This is a genomic window from Streptomyces seoulensis (assembly GCF_022846655.1).
GTDB lineage: Bacteria > Actinomycetota > Actinomycetes > Streptomycetales > Streptomycetaceae > Streptomyces.
Genome location: NZ_AP025667.1, coordinates 2,950,431 through 2,968,398, shown reverse-complemented (window position 1 = coordinate 2,968,398; position 17,968 = coordinate 2,950,431). Strand labels below are relative to the sequence as shown.

Below are 17,968 nucleotides of genomic sequence, written 5' to 3'. Positions count from 1 at the left end.
CCCCCTTCTCCGTGTCCGGGTCAGCGGGTCAGCAGTCCGGTGATCTGGTCGTGGACGGTCGTGCGGGCGGCCGGGATGTCGTTAAGGAGCGTTGCCCCCAGGGCGGACAGCGGTTCGTCGGGGTCGGTGCCGCATTCGACGGTCTCGCTGACCACTTCGTAGCCGTCGCGTACGGCGATGTTCAGCCGGTGGCGGCCCTCGCCGAGGGCGTGCAGGGCGGAGGCGACGACGAGGGGCGGCGGCCCGCCCGGCTCCCCCTCGTGCTTGCGGTAGGCGCTGGCGACGGGGGTGCGCCAGCGCAGGCTGAGCAGGACGGGGCTCTTGGCGACGACCTCGGCCAGGTCGGTGTCGTGGACGCCGGTGGAGGTCAGGATGGTGGCGCGGGTGTCCAGTACGAGGGCCGCCGGGAGCAGGCAGCGCAGGGTGCTGCCAGCTATGTTGCCGCCGACCGTGGCGGCGCGGCGCACGGCGCCGGTGCCGACCGCGCCCGCCGCTCGGCGCAGGACCTCGGGGACCCGGTCGTCGACGCGGTTGAGGACGACGGCGCCGCCCAGTTCCTCGCGGCCGAGGACATTGGCCTCGGGGAGTTCGCGCAGCGACATGGCCTGCGCAGGGAAGCCGTCGCGCTGCCAGGTGGCCCAGACCAGGGTGGCGCCGCCCACGGGGACGGCTCCCTCGGCCAGGTGGTCCCGCGCTTCGGAGACGGACGTGGGCAGACGCAGCAGCACGGTGGCCAACCTGCCTTCCTCGAAGGTCCGGCGAGCGGCCGCCGGCGCGGCCAGGGGCATTCTCGCCGCCTGCCGAGGGGCGCGTACAGGGCTCATGGGCGCGCTGCCCGTGCGCCCCTTCGCTCCCCCAGGTCGCCCCCGGTGGGAGCGCGCTCCGGGCCGTCGCACCGGGATGTGACGGCCCGAAGGGTCGAGAAGTCGCCGCAGGTCAGCGCCGGGCGGGCACCAGCAGGTGCAGGAAGCGAGGGCGTCGACAGTCAACCTCGATGGTGTCGCTCAGGGGAGACGGGCGACTCCCGCGTAGATCCCGCTCTCCTCGGCCGCCGGGACCTCGCCGTCCTCGCCGTCCTTGAACCACTCGGTGGCAGTGACGAGACCCGGCTCGACCAGCTCCAAGCCCTCGAAGAAGCGCTGGACGCCCGCGCGGTCGCGGAAGCCGAGCCGGATGCCGCCCTTGGCGTACTCGGCCGTGACCTGCGCCGACAGCTCCGGGAAGATGTCGGAGGAGGCGTGGGAGAGGACCAGGTAGCTGCCGGAGGGCAGGGTGGCGAGGAGGTTCGACACCAGGCCGTAGGGGTCCTGGTCGTCGTTGATGAAGTGCATCAGCGCGATCAGGGACAGGGCGATCGGCCGGTCGAAGTCGAGCGTCTGCCGGGCGTTCTTGATGATCGCGGCCGGGTCGCGGACGTCGGCCTCCACGTACTGGGTGGCACCCTCGGGACGGCCGACGAGCAGCGCCTCCGCGTGCCGCAGCACGATCGGGTCGTTGTCGGTGTAGACGATCCGGGCCGTCGGCACGATCCGCTGGACGATCTGGTGCAGATTCGGCTCGGTGGGTATGCCGGTGCCGATGTCGAGGAACTGGTCGACGCCCTGCGTGGCGAGCCAGGCGACCGCGCGGTTCATGAAGGCGCGGTTCTGCCGGGCGCCGTCGCGCGCCTCGGGAGGCAGCCGCTCCCCGACCGCCTCGTCTACGGGGTAGTTGTCCTTGCCGCCGAGCAGCCAGTCGTACACCCGCGCCGGGTGAGCCGTGCTGGTGTCGATCTGCCGGGGGCTGGGCGTGCCGGTGGTCATGGGCGGACTCCGTCATGATTCTGGCCGGTGCGAACACAGACGATCATCGAGTAGTGGTCGTCATTCTGCATGCGCCGTACGGGAGTTGACCAGGCCGGGGTACGTACGGACCCCGCCGGGAGCCGGATGCGCGGGCCGTCCGAGCGGGCCGTGGGCGTGGGGCGGGTGACCGGTGCGGATCACCTCGGGGACGGGGTGTGACCCATGACCGACCCTGACCACCGAGGTTCGAAAGTATTAGCTGATAATTTGTGAAGCTCGCGGGCAGACCCGGGGCCAGGGGGAAACAAATCGGCCACCGGTGCCGCCGTGATGGTCACCGATTCCGGCCGGTCCGTCTGCCCACGCGAGCAAGGCCGAGTGGGGAGGGAGACCTGTCGTGACCGAGGCAGGGCGGGGGGCGGACGCCAACGACGGCGGCCGGCGCGGGCGAGGCCGGCGCGCGGCGCCGAAACGGGCGTGGGGACGCCGTACACAGGATTCGGACCGGGAGGCCGGGCCCGAACCCGGGACCACCCCGGACGGCCCGGCGTTCGAGCCGGAGGCCACCATGCAGCTCCGGGTCGGCGAGATCCGCCCGGACGAGACGATGCAGCTCAAGATCGTCGCACTGGACGGCACCCGCCCCGGACCGGAGCCCGAGCCCGAGCCCGCGGTCGCCGACGAGCCGGGCGGCGCCCGCCGCACCGGTGTCCTGGCCCCGCTGCTCACCGTGCTCGCCGTACTGCGCCGCCTCCTCGCGCCGGTCACCGCCAAGCTCGCCCCCTACGCCGAACTCGCCGCCCCCTACGTGCGCAAGCTGCGCCCGGAGTACCCGCGTCCGGGCCGGGATGGCTGGCGGCGCTGGATGCCGTCCTGGCGCCAGTGGCTCGCGGGCTGGCTCGCGACGGCCGGCGTCACCGGCCTCTTCCTGACCGTGGCCTACGCGGCGACCGACGTGCCCACCAACCTCAACTCGTACGCCACCCAGCAGGACAACGTCTACTTCTGGTCCGACGGCACCCCGATGGCCCGCACCGGCTGGGTGCGCCGCCAGGCGATGCCGCTGAAGGACATCCCGGAGGGCGTGCGCTGGGCGGTGCTCGCGGCGGAGAACGAGAGCTTCTACTCCGACCCCGGCATCTCCGGCAAGGGCATCACCCGCGCCCTGTGGCGCACGGTCGGCCAGGGCGCCACCGAGGGCGGGTCCACGATCACCCAGCAGTACGTCAAGAACGTCTATCTGAACCAGGACCAGAACCTCGGCCGCAAGCTCACCGAGGCGATGATCGCCCTCAAACTCGACAACCGGATGAGCAAGGACAAGATCCTCGAGGGCTACCTCAACACCAGTTGGTTCGGGCGCGGCACCTACGGCATCCAGCGCGCCTCCCAGGCGTACTACGGCAAGGACGTCAGCAAGCTGAACCCCAGCGAGGCCGCCATGCTCGCCTCGCTGCTCAAGGGCGCCGGCCTGTACGACCCCACGCTCAGCGCGGCCAACCACCGCCGGGCGGTGGAGCGCTGGTCGTGGATCCTCGACCGCATGGTCAAGATCGGCAAGCTGTCCCCGGCCGAGCGCGCCAAGTACACCGAGTTCCCCGAGCCGCTCAAGACCCTCCAGATCTACGACACCGGCAAGCAGAGCGACTACCTGGTGGAGCTGGCCTCCCAGTACGCCAAGAAGAACGCCCACCTGTCGGACAAGGAGTTCGACCTCGGCGGCTACCAGATCTACACGACCTTCGACCGCAAGCGGGAGAGCGAGCTGACCGACGCGGTCACCAAGGCCCGCGAGGCCGCGCTGAAGAAGGACCCCAAGGCGGCGCGGAGCGCCCACTACGGGGCAGCGTCGGTCGCCACCGACGGCCGGATCGTCGCCGTCTACGGCGGTCCCGACCACCGCAAGCAGGGCTACAACGAGTCCAACGCGACCACCGTCCCCGCCGGTTCGGCCTTCACCCCCTTCGTCTACGCGGCGGGCCTGGAACACGGTGTGCACAAGACCCGCGAGGGTCCGGCCACCCCGGTCACCCCGGAGTCGGTCTACGACGGCGACGACGCGGTGCCCGTCACCACCCCCGAGGGCCCCTACTGGGACCGCAGCGGCAAGAAGGTCGCCGCGCACAACGACGGCAAGCGCTCCTACGGTCCGATCTCCCTGCGCCAGGCGCTCGCCCGCTCGGTGAACACGCCGTTCATGCAGCTCGGCATGGACACCGGGCTGGAGAGGGTCAAGTCCACCGCGCAGGCGGCCGGGCTGCTCCCCTCCAGCTTCGGCCCGGCGACGCCCGCGCTGTCCCTCGGCACCTCCACGCCCAGCACGATCCGCATGGCCAGCGGCTACGCCACCTTCTCCGCGGAGGGCCGGCACACCGAGCCCTATTCGGTGCGCCGTGTCACCCGCAACGGCGCCGGTGTCCGCCTCGACGCCCCCGACCGGCGCCGGGCGGTCAGCCCGCAGGTCGCCCGGCAGGTCAGCGAGGCGCTCGGGGACAACTTCCGCACCTCCCACCCCACCCCCGCCGCGACCACCCCGGCCGCCGGAAAGGACGGGACCACCGAGAAGGACACCGCGCTCTGGTACACGGGCACCCTCGAATCGGTGTCGACCGCGATCGTCGTCTACCGCATCGACCTGGGCAAGAGCCTGGAGCCGCTGCCCCTGGACGGCCTGGCCGGCACCCGCGAGAACAGCGTGCCGTACGGAATCTGGTCGCAGGCCGTGGGCGTCGGCTGACCCCGCCGCCCCGGCCCACCCCATCCGGCTCCACACCCGCAACCCGCACCGGAGATCGATCCGTATGAAGTCGTCGAGCACAGGAAGGCGCCGCAAGGCGCGCACCACCGAGACCCGCCGCGTGCCCCGCCCCGGCATCATCGCCCTGGCGCTGCTGCTGGTGCTCGTCTCCACGGTCACGGGGTATCTGCTGCTCGACCACGACGACGGGACCGCGTCGGCGGTCTCCCCCGCCAAGGAGCCCGGTGGCGCGGCCGCGGAGCCCGAGTGGGACGGGAAGACCAAGGTGCTCGGGGACGGCTCCACGTCCTACACCGGGCCCCAGAAGGGCACGCTGAAGCCCGTACGGCTCAAGCCGGGTGAGAAGCCGCCCCAGTTCGTCGTCTTCTCCTGGGACGGCGGACTGGAGGGCAGCGACCACCTCTTCTCGCACTACCGCGAGCTGGCCAAGCAGTACAACGCCCACATGACGTTCTTCCTCACCGGCATCTACCTGCTGCCGAAGGCGAAGAAGGACCTCTACCACCCGCCGCAGCACTCGCCCGGCGCCGCCGCCATCGACTACGCCACCGACGAGCACATCCGCGAGACCGTGGAGCAACTGCGCAAGGCGTACGAGGACGGCAACGAGATCGGCACCCACTTCAACGGCCACTTCTGCGGCGCCAAGGGCGGCGGCGACTGGAGCGTGACGGAGTGGAAGAGCGAGATCGACCAGTTCTTCTCGTTCGTGGAGCACTGGAAGAGCAACACCGGCTACAAGGACGTCGACCCGCTGCCCTTCGACTTCAAGAAGGAGGTCACCGGCGGCCGGGCGCCCTGTCTGGAGGGCCAGAAGAACCTGCTGAAGGCCATCAAGAGCTACGGCTGGCGCTACGACGCCAGCTCCGCGGGCGACTTCCAGATCTGGCCGGCGAAGAAGAACGGCGTCTGGGACTTCCCGCTCCAGATGCTGCCCTACGAGGCGGGCAAGTACCAGGGCCTGTCCATGGACTTCAACTTCCTGTACAACCAGTCCGACGGCGAGACGCAGGGCGACGCGGCCGAGTTCCCCAAGTGGGAGCAGCAGACGGTGGATTCGTACATGGCGGGCTTCAACCGCGTGTACTTCGGCAGCCGGGCGCCGCTGTTCGTGGGCAACCACTTCGAGGACTGGAACGGCGGCATCTACATGCGGGCCATCGACCAGGTGGTCAAGAACGTGTGCACCAAGAAGGGCGTGAAGTGCGTGTCCTTCAAGGAACTGGCGGACTGGATGGACGTGCAGACACCGCAGACGCTGGCCCGGCTGCGCACTCTGGACCCGGCTCAGTCGCCTGACTGGGCGTCGGTCGTCAAGTGACGTGTGAAACAGTCTGGTTCCACTTGTGCATCCCGTCTTCACACCTGCCGCACACGGCATGCGAAGATGCGTTCGCCCGGTCTCTGTCACCGGAGTCCCGGTCTGTGTACCGGCGTAGAGGGGAACATCATTGAAGTCAAGGAAATTTAGCCGTAAGCGGAGCCGCGCCACCATAATCTCGGCGGCGGCCGCCTCCGTGGTGGCGGGCGTCGCCCTGCTGCCGAACTGGAGCGCGGGCGCGGCGGTCACCGACGACCCGACCGTCGACACGGCGACCAAGGCGACCTTCCAGCGGCTGGCGGACGCGGTCTTCACCGACCGCACCCAGGCCCTGGTGGGCGGTGGCAAGGAGGGCCGTGACCAGCGGACCTCCGATTTCTCCGGCGATGTGCGCCTGTCCGGCACGCAGTCGCGCCAGGAGGACTCCGCGCTCAGCCAGCTTCGCGGCCGCAAGAGCCGCCTGGCCAAGCTGGGCGAGCAGTACAGCGCGGGGAGCACCAGCGTGAAGCTGGATGCCACGCAGGTCAAGGGACGGCGCGCCACGGTGGCCGTCACCGAGACGACGTCGCTCACGTACAAGAAGGTCACGGGCTCCCAGCCCGCGACCACGGGCTTCCAGGCCCACCACGAGCTGACGTTCAAGGCGGACCGCGGCGGCAACTGGCAGCTCACGCGCATCGAGGACACCGACGAGGGCTACCTCGCGGTGAACCAGGTGGCGAAGCCCGAGGTCGCCAAGCCCACGGTCAAGGCGGACGACGGCCCGCCGGACGCGCCCAGCGCGGCCACCTCGCGGCCCGCGCCGGCGAATCCGAAGAACTTCACCGCGTCCGGTTACGACTACCAGGCGATGACCGCGTACGCGACGAAGTACTGGAGCAAGTACAACACGGAGTACCCCGACTTCAACGGGGCCGGCGCTGGTGGTGACTGCACCAACTTCGTCAGCCAGGCGCTGAAGGCGGGTGGCTGGAAGCACGTTCCCGGTTACACGAACGACTTCCACAAGTGGTTCGGCAACGCCGACATCCAGTCGGACTCCTTCGTCGGTGTGAACGAGTTCTCCTGGTTCGCGCTGTCCTCGAAGCGGGTCACGAGCCTTGCCAACGTCTACCAGGCCGACATCGGTGATGTCATCCAGATGGACTTCAACAAGGACGGGTCCAAGGACCACACGATGATCGTCACGAAGCGCGACGCCCAGGGCGTGCCCTACGTGACGTACCACTCCACCAACACCTACAACCGGTCGGTGGCGAGCCTCGTCGCGTCCTACCCGACGGCGGCGTTCTTCGCCTACCGCACCTGAGGTGAGTGAAGGCCCCCGTACGGCGCGCAGGTCCGGCGTCGTACGGGGGCCTTCGCGCGTTCGGGCGCCGGTCCTTTGCGGTGGATCGCGGCCTGGCTATGGTCGTGCACCGACCAGGTTTCGGTGGGTGTGGCCTTGAAGGGGGAGTGGATGAGCCGGTACGCGCGGTTGGCGTTCACCAAGAACGTGCGGGGTGTGCAGGAGGAGCGGGGCAGCGCCGAGGCCATGGCGCGGCTGCTCGCGCGGGATGCGTCGGAGCCCGACCGGCTGGGACCCGACGAGGCGGACTTCATCACGGCCCGCGACGGGTTCTACCTGGCCAGCACCGGGGACGACGGCTGGCCCTACGTGCAGTTCCGGGGCGGCCCGCCCGGCTTCGTGCACGTGCTGGACAGCGGCACGCTGGGCTGGGTGGAGGTGCGGGGCAACCGGCAGTACATCACTACGGGCAACCTCCGCTCCGACGACCGGGTCTCGTTGTTCTTCATGGACTACGCGAACCCCACCCGGCTGAAGATCTTCGGCCGTGCGGAGACGCGTGATCCGGCCGAGTTCCCGGAGCTGCACGAGAAGCTGGCCGACACGCGGACGGACGGTCCGCTGGAGCAGCTCATGGTGATCCGGGTGGAGGGCCTGTTCTGGAACTGCCCCAAGCACATCACCCCGCGCTACTCGGAGGCCGAGCTGGCCGAGGCGCTGGATCCGGTGCGGGAGCGGCTGCGGATGCTGGCGGAGGAGAACGCGGCGCTGCGCGAGCGGCTCCAGCAGCGGGACTGATCCGCGCCGGCGGGCACGGCCCGCGGGCCGCGGCGGTACGGGCCTCCTCCCGGAGGGCCGTCCGCCGCGGGCCCCGGGGTCACCGTGCGGCGAGGCGGGCGCGGATCAGCCACAGGCGGTTGGCGAAGCGGCGGCCGCGCGGCTGCACGTCGTAGGGCCAGCGCCCCTCCCCCGCGCCGGGCTGTCCCGGCTCCTTCAGCGACTCGATGTCCCAGCCGTTGGCTTCCAGGAAGGGCTCCGGCTCGTCGGTGCCGAAGATCCACGGGGTGCCGTCCTCGGCGAGCCGGTCGAGGAACGGCTTGGAGAACGGGCTGCGCAGCAGGGTCCGGCCGAGGATGTCGAAGGCCAGGTGGCTGCCGGGGGCGGAGGCGGAGGCCAGCAGGCGCAGCAGCCCGGCGGCCTGCTCCTCGGTGAGGAAGAAGGTCAGCGCCTCGGCGACCCACAGGGTGGGCCGCGTCCGGTCGAACCCGGCCTCCTCCAGCTCGGGCAGCCACTCCTTGGTCAGGTCGGCGGAGACCTCGTGGCGCCGCACGGCGGGCTTGGCGCCGAGCGCGTCCAGCCGGCGCCGCTTCTCGGTGATGAGGGGGGCGTGGTCGACCTCGTAGACGTCGATGTCGTCGGGCCAGTCGAGCCGGAAGGCGCGGGTGTCCATACCGGCGGCGATCAGCACGACCTGGCCTATGGAGCCGTCGGCGAGCAGGTCGCGGATGGCGTCGTCGAGGAAGCGGGTGCGGATGGAGATGAACGGCAGCAGGCCGCCGCCGGCGTAGCGGTCGATCAGCTCGAAGCCCTTGGGCTCGGCGAGGGACCGGGCCAGCGGGTCGACGTAGAGGGCGTCCTCGCGCTCGGACTCCAGGGCGCGGGCCGCGGCCATCCACTGTGCGGTGTACGAAACGGCGTGCATGGGTGTGGTGGTCCCTTCGGGAAGTGCTCGGATCGGACAGGGCAACAGGTGGGCGGTCAGGTGCGGACGACCGCCTTGGTGCGCATCAGGAAGTCGCCGAGGAAGCCGTCGTGCGGCAGTCCGGGCGCGATGCGGTAGGTGGGTGTGTCGCCGACGTAGACGTTGCCGATGGTGGGCTCGGCCAGCAGCCGGTCGATCAGTTCCTCCTTCCGGGTCAGCGCGGTGACGACGAGGCTGTCCCGCAGGACGGCCGTGCCCGCCTCGGGGGTCCAGGGCGCCACCCAGACGCAGGGGAAGGGCAGTTCGACGCCGAGCTGCGGTGCGTCCGGCCGGTCAGCCTGGTGCACGGCCGGGCGCAACGCGGCGCTGCCGTCGCCGAGTTCGGCCACGACCCCCTCGGCGCCCAGCCAAGGCCGCGTTCCCGCCGCCCGGTTCGCCAGATGGGCGGCGAACGCGCGCGCGGTGGCGGACGGCTGGACGGGCAGTACGGCCTTGTCGTCCTCCGGTGCGAGGGCGGGGAGCGCGCCGAGGCGTTCGGCGAGGGCCGCGCACAGCGGTGCCGGGTCGCCCTCGACGAGGACGGCCGTGGCGTTGACGCAGCCGGTGCCGCCGTGATGGCTGACCGAGTCGACGATGGTGTCCAGGTGCTCGCGCCAGTCCGTGTCGGCGGTGACGAGGATCTTGGAGCGGCCGGGTCCCTGGGTCAGCACCGCGGGGTCGGTCCGGTGGCGCCGGACCGCGTCGTCGCCGCCGTAGACCATGCCGAGGTCGGCGCCGCGCAGCAGCTCGTCGGCGAGGTCGTGCCCGGTGGGCAGGAACGCCACCTGGTCCGCGCCGAGCCCGGCCTCGCGCAGCGCGGTGATCAGACGGTACGGGGTGAAGGGCTCCCGGCGCGAGGGGCGGACGGCGACGCGGAAGCCGAGCGCCAGCGCCTCGGGCCAGAGGCTGTGGGTGCCGGGGTGGTTCCCGGCCGCGTTCACCGCGAACACCTCGCCGCGCCGGGTCCACACCGCGCGTCCGGCGCGGGTGAGCGGGTCGCGCCAGTCGTCGCGGGCGTCCACCGGGCGGGCCCGGCGGGCGCTGTCGTAGGCGGCGGCCAGGCGCTCGCCGATCGCGCGGGTCGCGGTGCGTACGACGCCGAGGGGCACACCGCCGACCCGGCTGACGAGGTGCTCGTGCTCGCTGAGGGTCAGTCCGCCCACCGGGCCGCTGGTGAAGAGCTCGGCCGCGCGGGCCAGTACGGCTGCCCTCCGGTCCGGTGGCGGCGGGTCGGCGCGGCGCAGCGCGGTCAGCGTCCGGTGCACGAACACGGCGGGCAACAGGCTGAGTTGAGCGACGGGAGCACCGGAGACGTCGGTGACGGTCAGGCGGGCGCGGGCGCGGTAGGGGCCCCTGGGTCCGAGTGCGTCGAGCTGGGGCAGCTCCTCGCCGTCGGCTTCGGCCGGCATCAGTAGACCCCCTCGATGACCGTCTCGTTCTCGAAGACGCCGACCGGGGCGATGTCGGCCACGGAGTCCCCGGTCCCGCCCTCGGGCGGCCGGACTCGGGTGGCCAGGTCGCGTTCGAGGTTGTTGGGCAGCAGGAAGGACTTGCTGACGTGGTGGGCGACGACCCGCCCCCGCTCCCCGTAGGGGACGGGCCGGCCGGTGTCGGGGTCGACGACACCGAAGGTGACCCAGGGGTCGAGGGTGTCGAAGACGCAGGGCCCGTCGTCGGGCAGGCCCGGCCGCTCCCCCGCGAAGCCGAGGATCATCGTGCTGCCGTAGTTGCCGCTGATGACGGTGTCGGGGAAGACCTCGGTGCGGTACAGGTGGCGGGAGTCGGCGTCCATCTGGGTGCCGCCCCAGCGGATGGCCCGGACCTTGTCGTTGACGAGGTCGACCAGGTCGTCCCGGCGGGCCAGCCGCTCCAGCAGGGGCGGGGTGATGGTCATGACGCCGATGTCCTGGGTGCGCAGCACCTCGGCGGCCTGGTCGATGACGTGCTCGGCGTAGGCGCCCGCCTCGGGTCCGCGTCCTGCGGCGATGGCGCGTTTCACCCAGCGCGGGTCGAGGTCGACGCGGAACCCGTACCGGCCGTGGGCGGCGGCGGAGCGCTGGAAGTACTCGCCGACGATGTGCGGGCCGCCGGGCACCAGGCCGAGCCAGTCGGCGCCGCGTGGGAAGCCGTGGGCGTCCAGGGCCTGGTTGCTCCAGTGCAGGGTGCGCTCCAGCCAGTCCCGCAGCAGCACCACGCGCTTGGGGGCGCCGGTGGTGCCGCCGCTCTCGTAGACCCCGACCACGTCCGGGTGGTCGCCGTAGCCGCGCGGTACGAGGTCGGCGGCGGGCACGTGCCGCAGCTCGGCGGCGACGTCGGGGAAGCGGGCGAGGTCGGCGTGGGTGCGGATGTCGCGGCGCGGGTCGAAGTCGAAGGCGGTGGCCCGCTTGAGCCAGAAGGGCGATCCGGTGTCGGGGTCGAAGTGCCAGGCCATGGCGGCCTGCACGAAGGCGTCCGGGTCGGGGCGGGTGCCGTGCGGCGGTTCGAGGATGCGGTCGGTCTCGGCGATGTCCAGCGTCATGGCGCGTCCCAGGTCAGGTGGTCAGGAGTGGGGCCCGGCGGCGAGGGCCACGGGGTTGCCGTCGGGGTCGGTGACATAGGCGATCCGCTCGCCCCACGGCATCTCCACGGGGGCGCGCAGCAACGGGACGCCGGCTCCGGCGAGTTCCTTCAGCAGGGTGTCCAGGTCATCGACGAGGACGAACATCTCGAACCGGACCCCGGTGCCCGGTGGCCGGTCGTACCGGGTGGCGGGCCAGTCCGAGGAGACCACGGCCAGCTCCGCCGTGCCCCGCGCGAGGGCGATGTACGTGGGCTCGCCCTCGGGCGGGTTCTGCCGCAGCCGGGTGAAGCCGAGCCGTTCGTAGAAAGCGGCGGTCACCGGGACGCGCTCGGCGTGGATCAGGGGGAACGCGCGTTCCTGCACGGTCTGGTGGCTCCTGTCGTCGGGGGCGGTCATGGCTGGAGCCGGGTGACGTGCCAGTCGGCGCCGTCGCGTTCGTAGCGCAGCCGGTGGTGCATCCGGTCGGAGCGGGCGCACCAGAACTCCACCTCGTGCGGGACCAGCCGGTAGCCGGTGAACCGGGCGGGGCGGTCGAGGGCGGCGCCGGTGGCGGCGAGGGACTCGGCGGCCGCGCGCAGCGCCTCGGGGTCGGTGAGGGGTTCGCTCTGCTGGGACGCGGCGGACATGGCGTGCAGCGGGACGGGACGGGAGTGCCACAGGGCGTCCGCCTCGGCCTCGCCGATGGGGACGGCCGGGCCGCCGATGCTGATCTGCTGGGAGGTCTCGCGCCAGTAGAGCAGCCCGGACGCCCAGCCGGTCTCCTCGATGTCCCGGCTCTTGCGGCTGGTGCTGTGGGTGGTGAACAGCAGTCCCTCGTCGTCGATGCCGCCGAAGACCACGACGCGGGTGGAGGCGCGGCCGCGCTTGTCGGCGGTGGCCAGGGCGAGCGCCCTCGGCTCGCGCACCCCCTGCTCGACGGCCTGGGCCAGCCAGTCGCGCACGAGGCCCAGGGGCTCCTTCGGCGGGTCGTCGTACTCCGGGAACCGGCGGTCGGTCCGCCCGGTGAGGCTCTCGAACTTGCTGCTGTCCATGCCGTGCCTTCCTGGTGTCGGGCGCCTAGACGTAGAGGGTTCCGCGCCCCACCGGGACGCCGTGGCCGCCGACCTGGACGGAGGTGACGTGCTCGCCGGTGCCCTCGGCGGTGGCGAGCATCAGCGAGGGGCGGCCCATCTCCACGCCCTGGAGGATCTCCAGGGGCTGTCCCCAGCCGGCCAGGCCGTGCCGGGCGAGGTGGATGGCGAGGGGGCCCGCCGCCGATCCGGTCGCCGCGTCCTCGACGACGCCGTAGGCCGGGGAGAACATCCGCGTGCGCCAGTGCGAGCCCTCCCCGGCGAAGCAGTTGGCGGCCATGTCGGGGAAGCGGGACAGGGCGCGGTGGTCCGGGCGGAGCGCGGAGAGCGCGGCGACGCTCGGCAGGCCGACGAAGACGTGCCGGGGTCCGTTGCGGTAGATCTCCACCGGCGCCACGGACGCGGTGACGCCGAGCGCCTCCAGCAACTCCTCCGCGTGCTCGTACGGTTCCCAGACGGGGTGCGGCTGTGCCATGCGGACCGTGACGGCGCCGTCGTCGTCGCCGAGCTCGACGGGGATGGTGCCCATGGCGGTCTCCAGCCGCAGCCGGTCCCGCTTGAGGACCTCGCCGAGCGCGACCGCGGTGCCGAGCAACGGGTGCCCGGCGAAGGGCAGTTCGTTGACCGGGGTGAAGATGCGGATGCGCGCGTCGCCGCCGTCGCGGGCCGGGTGGACGAATGTGGTCTCGGAGAGGTTCATCTCGCGCGCGATCCGCTGCATCGTCTCGGCCGTGAGGTCGCCGGCGTCCAGGAAGACGGCGACCGGGTTGCCGTACAGCGGCTTGCGGGAGAAGGCGTCCACGAGCAGGTACTCGTGCATCAGCGGGGCTCCTGGGTGGCCTGGGGTGTCGGGAGGGCGGCGGGGTCGGCGAGGGCTTCGACGGCGAAGCCCATGCGGTGGTCCGGGGGGCGGCCGATCAGGTCGGCGGCCCGGTTGGGCGGCAGCGGGTGGCCGGCGGGCCGGTCGGTGTCCCACACCATGACGGCGCCCCAGCGGTTGTGCGCCGGGTCGGCGACCCAGTACTTCACCCTGAGGCCGGGGACCTCGGCCCAGTCGCCGGTCACCCCCTCCGACAGGTGCGCGTTGAGGGTGCGGATGCTCTGCGGCGAGTCGTCCAGGTCCCACCAGGCGATCTCCAGCCTCATCGGGCGAGCACCCCCCGCAGCGCGTCGCCCAGCAGCCGGGGGCCGTCGACGGTGAGCACGGACTCGGCGTGGAACTGGAAGGAGGCGAAGTGCGGGCCGCGCAGGGCGTCCACCTCGCCGGTGTCCGGGTCCCGGCTGACCGCGACCTCGCCGGTGCCGGGTACGTGGTGGTGGTCGGCGGGGCTGACGGCGGCGAACGTGTTGTAGTAGCCGACGCGTTCGGGCCGGCCGAACAGGTCGATGGTGCGCTGCAGCCCCTGGTTGGGTTCCGCGCGCCGGATCAGCGGGAGGCCGAGGCGGCGGCTGAGCACCTGGTGGCTGAGGCAGACCGCGAGGAACGGCAGCCGGTCGCGCAGGAGTTGGGCGACGGCCGCGTCTAGGGCGGCGATCTTCGGGTCGGCGGTATCCTGCGGGTCGCCGGGGCCGGGGCCCATGACGACCGCGTCGAACCCGTCGAGGCGGCCGTGCAGTTGGTCGTAGCGCAGCACCTCGGCGGTGGGTCCGAGTGCTTCGAGCTGCTGGACGATCATCGCGGTGAAGGCGTCCTCGGCGTCCACCACGAGGATCTTCAGCCCCTTGAGCTCCGGCACCCTGAGGGCGCCGGGGGGCGTGGCGGCGAGCCAGAAGTCGGCGATGTCGGCGTTGCGGCCGCGCAGGGCGTCGTGGATCTCGGGCCGGTCGGCGAACCGCGCGGCGGACGCCGGGGGTCCGGCGGGGCCGGCCGCGCCGCCCAGGGCGTGCAGCAGCCCGGCCGCCTTGGCGCGGGTCTCGGCGGCCTCCGCGCGCGGGGAGGAGTGGCGTACGAGGGTGGCGCCGACGGCGAGCCGCAGCCGTCCGTCGGCGGCGATGTCGGCGGTGCGGATCAGGATGGCGGAGTCCAGCGAGCGTCCGCCGTCGGGCTCGCGGCTGATCAGCGCGGCGACGCCGCTGTAGTAGCCGCGCCCCTGGGGTTCGTGGCGCTGGATGACGCGGGCCGCGCTCTCCACGGGGCTGCCGGTGACGGTCGGCGCGAACAGGGTCTCGCGGAGGATGTCGCGCAGGTCGCGGCGGGTGCGGCCCTCGATGAAGTACTCGGTGTGGGCGAGCCGGGCCATCTCCTTCAGCCGGGGGCCGGTGACGCGGACGCCGGGCTCGCAGACGCGGGACATCATCTTCAGTTCCTCGTCCAGCACCATGTACAGCTCGTCGGTCTCCTTGCGGTCCTCGAGGAACGCGGTGAGGCCGGCGAGGTCCGGGCCGCCGGGCGGGTAGCGGTAGGTGCCGCTGATGGGGTTCATCACGGCGTGGCCGTCCCGTACCGAGATGTGCCGCTCCGGGGTGGCGCCGACGAAGGCACGGCCGCCGACGTGGATGACGAAGGTCCAGTAGGCGCTGTGCTCGACCGCGGTCAGGCGGCGGAAGACGGCCAGCGCGGTGTGCGGGGTGTAGCCGTCGAGGTCGGCGAGCAGGGTGCGCCGCAGCACGAAGTTGGCGCCCTCGCCGGTGCCTATCTCGTCCGCGACGACGCGCCGCACCTTCTCGGCGTACTCCTCGTCGGACAGGTCGAAGCGGTGTCCGCTCATGCCGACCGGGGTGTCGGGCAGCCGGTGCAGCACGTCCGCGAGCGGCAGTTCGGCCTGGTCGGTGACGGTGAGCGCGACGAGGGGCGAGCCGTCGTCGGGGGCGGCGAAGTCCCGTTCGGCGAGCTGGCGGTAGGGCACGAGGACGAGTACCTCGTGGGCGGGCCCGGCCGTGCCGTCGGGCAACGGCAGCCCGGCGAGCGTGGCGGGGTGGGTGACGTCGCCGAGCAGTACGTCGACGCTGCCGGGGGTGCCGCTCTCCGGCCGGTGCAGCAGGGCGAAGTCGTGGTCGCCGGGGGCGGCCAGCAGGCGGTCCAGGAGATCGCTGGGCGGGCTCACCGGAACACCTCCGCGCTGGGCAGGACCACCCCGCAGCGCTCGGCCACGTAGTCGAGGGCCAGGCGGTGGCGCTCGGCGGAGAAGTCGGCGACGGCGTCGGCGGCCAGGAAGACCTGGATGTCGTTGCTGAACGCCTCGACGGCCGTGGCGAGGACGCCGATGTGGGCGTAGACCCCGCACAGCACGAGCTGGTCGCGTCCGGCGGCGCGCAGCCGGCGCAGCAGGCCGGAGCGGTGGAAGGCGCTGTAGCGGTACTTGGTGAGCACCCAGTCGCCGGGTTCCGGGGCGAGTTCGGGCACCACCTCGCGGTCCTCGGGGGCGGTGCGCATGCCCGGCCCCCAGAAGTCCTTGAGCAGGCCGCGGTCCTCGTCCGTCATGCCGCCCGGCTGCGCGGTGTACGCGACCGGCACCGCGAGGCTCGCGGCACGTTTGCGCAACCGGGCGGCGTTGTCGACGAGTTCGGAGCGCAGCGGGTCGGGGACGGAGCGCAGGAAGAAGTGCTGCATGTCGTGGACCAGCAGGGTCGCGCGCTGCGGGTCGGGCGTCCAGTGGGCCGTGTTCGCCGGGAGGCTGTCCGCCGCCGGCAGGGCGTAGGAAGCGATGCGGGGTATGCCGACCACCAGTCGGCTCCTTTCGGGGCGGGGCGGGATGTGTGGCCTGCCGGGGCGCGGCGGGGTCTCAGCGCAGGGTGTGCGCCCACCCGGTGACCATGCGCAGTGCCTGGCCGGGGTTGAGCCGGGGGTCGCAGAACGTGGTGTGCCGGTCCCCCACACCGCCGAGTTCGGAGACGTCGGCGGCGCACTCGGTGACGTCGTCCGGGGTGGTCTCCAGGTGCAGTCCGCCGTTGACGCCGCCGCTCTCGGCCAGGGCCGCGCCGAAGCCCTCGATCTCGGCGAGCATCGCGTCCACCAGGCGGGTCTTGTGTCCGGCGGGGCTGGTGATGGTGTTGCCGTGCATGGGGTCGCACAGCCAGATCGCGGGGTGTCCGGCGGCCCGTACGGCCTCCACCAGCGGGGGCAGCCTGCTGGTGACGAAGTCGGTGCCCATGCGGGCGACCAGGACGAGCCGGCCCGGTTCGCGGTGCGGGTCGAGACGGTCGGCCAGGGCGGTGACGTCCTCGGTGGTGGTACCGGAGCCGATCTTGCAGGCGACCGGGTTGAGCACCTCGGCGAGCAGCCGCACATGGGCGCCCTCGGGCTGTCGGGTGCGTTCCCCGATCCAGGGCAGGTGCGTGGAGCCCAGGTAACGGCGGGTCCCGGCCTGGCGCAGCATGGGCAGTTCGTAGTCGAGCAGCAGGGCCTCGTGGCTGGTCCACACCTGTTCGGCGGCGGGCCGGCCCGCGTTGACGGCGTCCAGTTCCCGGACGATGTCCGTCGCTGCCCGGTGGCAGGTGAGGATGCGCTCGGGGTCGGGGCGTCGGCTGACCGGATCGGGTTCGGGGCCGTTGACCATGTGGCCCCGGAAGACGGGCAGGGTGATGCCGCCGACCTGCTCCACCGGCTTGGAGCGGGGCTTGGCGAACTGCCCGGCGATCCGGCCGATCCGCAGCACGGGCTTGCCGGTGATGCCTCCGACGGTGTCGGCGAGCAGGTCCAGCAGGTCGGTCTTGCGCCGTACGTGACGGGGGGTCGACTCGGCCGGGTCCTCGGCGCAGTCCCCCGCCTGGAGCAGGAGGGAGCGACCGGCCGCGACGTCGGCGAGCAGGTGGCGCAGCCGCTCGGCGGCGTCGGCGGTGACCAGCGCCGGACAGGTGCCGAGGGTGTCGCGGACCCGCTCCACCGGGCGGGCGTCGTCCCACTGGGGCTGCTGCAGGGCGAGTGACGCTTGGATGTCCTTCACTGAGGGGCGCACGGCTTCCTCTTGCGGTGTCGGGTCGGGGACCGGGGGCCGGCCGTCCGGCGTCAGGTCGGGATTCCGTCGCGGCGGACCGCGGGGACGTCGATGCCGAGGGCCCTGAACTGCTGGCAGGGGTTCATGAACTCGCGCTGTTGCTTGATCTTCCCGTTCTCGAACGTGAAGGAGTGCAGGAAGTGGTTGCGGTAGAGGCCGGGCTCGTAGCCGGGGAAGAGGATCTGCCCCTCGCCGTCGCACTCGACCCAGAAGCGGTCGGGGTCCTGGGTGTCGAAGATCTCGACGTTGATCCACGCCCAGTCCGGGAAGCACTTGAGCGACCAGACGGCGTGGTCGCCGAGCCGGTCCCGGCCGCTGATGACGATGGGCTCACCGGTCTCGGTGGTCCACAGGCCGCCGGTGCCGTCCTCGGTGAACAGCAGGTGCCGCTCCAGGCGGTCCTGGCCGCGGGTGTTCATGTACTTGGCGACGATGGCCCGGTTCTGTTCGCGGATCTCGTGCTCGTCGGACATGTCTGGTCTCGCTTTCCGTGACTGGGAGGCGAAGGGCCT

At 72.2% G+C, this 17,968-nt stretch carries 17 protein-coding genes; 4 read left to right on the top strand and 13 right to left on the bottom strand.

Going from position 1 to position 17,968, the window contains the following annotated elements:
- Nucleotides 1-20: 20 nt before the first annotated feature.
- Together HEK131_RS13685 and HEK131_RS13680 are read right to left on the bottom strand one after the other, a co-directional pair.
- The gene (locus HEK131_RS13685; RefSeq protein ID WP_244452011.1) at nt 21-728 is read right to left on the bottom strand and encodes an FAD binding domain-containing protein; all 708 of its coding nucleotides are present in this window, start codon (nt 726-728) and stop codon (nt 21-23) included.
- Between the two features lie 276 nt (nt 729-1,004).
- Complete coding sequence (locus HEK131_RS13680; RefSeq protein ID WP_217464177.1) at nt 1,005-1,802, bottom strand: SAM-dependent methyltransferase; 798 nt, start codon at nt 1,800-1,802, stop codon at nt 1,005-1,007.
- Nucleotides 1,803-2,181: 379 nt separating this feature from the next.
- Here HEK131_RS13680 and HEK131_RS13675 point away from each other — a divergent pair, with 379 nt between their 5' ends.
- The 4 genes from HEK131_RS13675 (at nt 2,182) to HEK131_RS13660 (ending at nt 7,949) form a co-directional block, all read left to right on the top strand.
- A complete protein-coding gene (locus tag HEK131_RS13675) occupies nt 2,182-4,521 on the top strand; it encodes a transglycosylase domain-containing protein (protein ID WP_432215628.1) in 2,340 nt (779 codons plus the stop codon).
- A 64-nt stretch (nt 4,522-4,585) separates the two neighbouring features.
- Nucleotides 4,586-5,863, top strand: a complete 1,278-nt coding sequence (locus HEK131_RS13670) for a hypothetical protein (RefSeq protein WP_244335278.1) — start codon at nt 4,586-4,588, stop codon at nt 5,861-5,863.
- 196 nt (nt 5,864-6,059) lie between these two features.
- Nucleotides 6,060-7,172, top strand: coding sequence for an amidase domain-containing protein (locus HEK131_RS13665; RefSeq protein WP_244452009.1), 1,113 nt, complete (start codon nt 6,060-6,062; stop codon nt 7,170-7,172).
- A 150-nt stretch (nt 7,173-7,322) separates the two neighbouring features.
- Complete coding sequence (locus HEK131_RS13660; RefSeq protein ID WP_244335276.1) at nt 7,323-7,949, top strand: pyridoxamine 5'-phosphate oxidase family protein; 627 nt, start codon at nt 7,323-7,325, stop codon at nt 7,947-7,949.
- A gap of 79 nt (nt 7,950-8,028) precedes the next feature.
- Here the strand turns inward: HEK131_RS13660 and HEK131_RS13655 are convergent, their stop codons facing one another.
- The 11 genes from HEK131_RS13655 to HEK131_RS13605 all read right to left on the bottom strand — a co-directional run bounded on the left by HEK131_RS13655 (nt 8,029) and on the right by HEK131_RS13605 (nt 17,929).
- Nucleotides 8,029-8,853: a class I SAM-dependent methyltransferase gene (locus HEK131_RS13655; RefSeq protein WP_244335274.1), complete on the bottom strand. Its 825-nt coding sequence runs from the start codon at nt 8,851-8,853 to the stop codon at nt 8,029-8,031.
- A gap of 56 nt (nt 8,854-8,909) precedes the next feature.
- Nucleotides 8,910-10,301 carry an aldehyde dehydrogenase family protein gene (locus HEK131_RS13650; protein WP_244335272.1) on the bottom strand — a complete coding sequence of 464 codons (1,392 nt, stop codon included), beginning with the start codon at nt 10,299-10,301 and terminating at the stop codon, nt 8,910-8,912.
- Nucleotides 10,301-11,410, bottom strand: a complete 1,110-nt coding sequence (locus HEK131_RS13645; protein WP_244335270.1) for a phenazine antibiotic biosynthesis protein — start codon at nt 11,408-11,410, stop codon at nt 10,301-10,303. Before HEK131_RS13645 ends, HEK131_RS13650 begins: the two co-directional genes overlap by 1 nt.
- Before the next feature lie 21 nt (nt 11,411-11,431).
- Nucleotides 11,432-11,848 carry a VOC family protein gene (locus tag HEK131_RS13640; protein WP_244335268.1) on the bottom strand — a complete coding sequence of 139 codons (417 nt, stop codon included), beginning with the start codon at nt 11,846-11,848 and terminating at the stop codon, nt 11,432-11,434.
- Nucleotides 11,845-12,483: a phenazine biosynthesis FMN-dependent oxidase PhzG gene (gene phzG, locus HEK131_RS13635; protein WP_217464169.1), complete on the bottom strand. Its 639-nt coding sequence runs from the start codon at nt 12,481-12,483 to the stop codon at nt 11,845-11,847. The genes HEK131_RS13640 and phzG overlap by 4 nt, the downstream gene beginning before the upstream one ends.
- A 25-nt stretch (nt 12,484-12,508) precedes the next feature.
- Nucleotides 12,509-13,342 (bottom strand): PhzF family phenazine biosynthesis protein, encoded by an 834-nt coding sequence (locus HEK131_RS13630; RefSeq protein ID WP_244335266.1) that lies wholly within the window; start codon nt 13,340-13,342, stop codon nt 12,509-12,511.
- Nucleotides 13,342-13,668: a hypothetical protein gene (locus tag HEK131_RS13625; RefSeq protein ID WP_217464167.1), complete on the bottom strand. Its 327-nt coding sequence runs from the start codon at nt 13,666-13,668 to the stop codon at nt 13,342-13,344. The genes HEK131_RS13630 and HEK131_RS13625 overlap by 1 nt, the downstream gene beginning before the upstream one ends.
- Nucleotides 13,665-15,566: an anthranilate synthase family protein gene (locus HEK131_RS13620; RefSeq protein WP_244335264.1), complete on the bottom strand. Its 1,902-nt coding sequence runs from the start codon at nt 15,564-15,566 to the stop codon at nt 13,665-13,667. Before HEK131_RS13620 ends, HEK131_RS13625 begins: the two co-directional genes overlap by 4 nt.
- Nucleotides 15,563-16,186, bottom strand: coding sequence for an isochorismatase family protein (locus tag HEK131_RS13615; RefSeq protein ID WP_217464165.1), 624 nt, complete (start codon nt 16,184-16,186; stop codon nt 15,563-15,565). Before HEK131_RS13615 ends, HEK131_RS13620 begins: the two co-directional genes overlap by 4 nt.
- Before the next feature lie 58 nt (nt 16,187-16,244).
- Nucleotides 16,245-17,405, bottom strand: coding sequence for a 3-deoxy-7-phosphoheptulonate synthase (locus HEK131_RS13610; protein WP_244335262.1), 1,161 nt, complete (start codon nt 17,403-17,405; stop codon nt 16,245-16,247).
- A 62-nt stretch (nt 17,406-17,467) separates the two neighbouring features.
- Nucleotides 17,468-17,929, bottom strand: coding sequence for a PhzA/PhzB family protein (locus HEK131_RS13605; RefSeq protein WP_217464163.1), 462 nt, complete (start codon nt 17,927-17,929; stop codon nt 17,468-17,470).
- Between the last annotated feature and the right edge of the window lie 39 nt (nt 17,930-17,968).

Coding starts and splice junctions, on each gene's coding strand:
- HEK131_RS13655 (WP_244335274.1), bottom strand. CDS start 8,853: ATGCACGCCGTTTCGTACACCGCACAGTGGATGGCCGCGGCCCGCGCC.
- HEK131_RS13630 (WP_244335266.1), bottom strand. CDS start 13,342: ATGCACGAGTACCTGCTCGTGGACGCCTTCTCCCGCAAGCCGCTGTAC.
- HEK131_RS13670 (WP_244335278.1), top strand. CDS start 4,586: ATGAAGTCGTCGAGCACAGGAAGGCGCCGCAAGGCGCGCACCACCGAG.
- HEK131_RS13605 (WP_217464163.1), bottom strand. CDS start 17,929: ATGTCCGACGAGCACGAGATCCGCGAACAGAACCGGGCCATCGTCGCC.
- HEK131_RS13680 (WP_217464177.1), bottom strand. CDS start 1,802: ATGACCACCGGCACGCCCAGCCCCCGGCAGATCGACACCAGCACGGCT.
- HEK131_RS13650 (WP_244335272.1), bottom strand. CDS start 10,301: ATGCCGGCCGAAGCCGACGGCGAGGAGCTGCCCCAGCTCGACGCACTC.
- HEK131_RS13660 (WP_244335276.1), top strand. CDS start 7,323: ATGAGCCGGTACGCGCGGTTGGCGTTCACCAAGAACGTGCGGGGTGTG.
- HEK131_RS13640 (WP_244335268.1), bottom strand. CDS start 11,848: ATGACCGCCCCCGACGACAGGAGCCACCAGACCGTGCAGGAACGCGCG.
- phzG (WP_217464169.1), bottom strand. CDS start 12,483: ATGGACAGCAGCAAGTTCGAGAGCCTCACCGGGCGGACCGACCGCCGG.
- HEK131_RS13645 (WP_244335270.1), bottom strand. CDS start 11,410: ATGACGCTGGACATCGCCGAGACCGACCGCATCCTCGAACCGCCGCAC.
- HEK131_RS13625 (WP_217464167.1), bottom strand. CDS start 13,668: ATGAGGCTGGAGATCGCCTGGTGGGACCTGGACGACTCGCCGCAGAGC.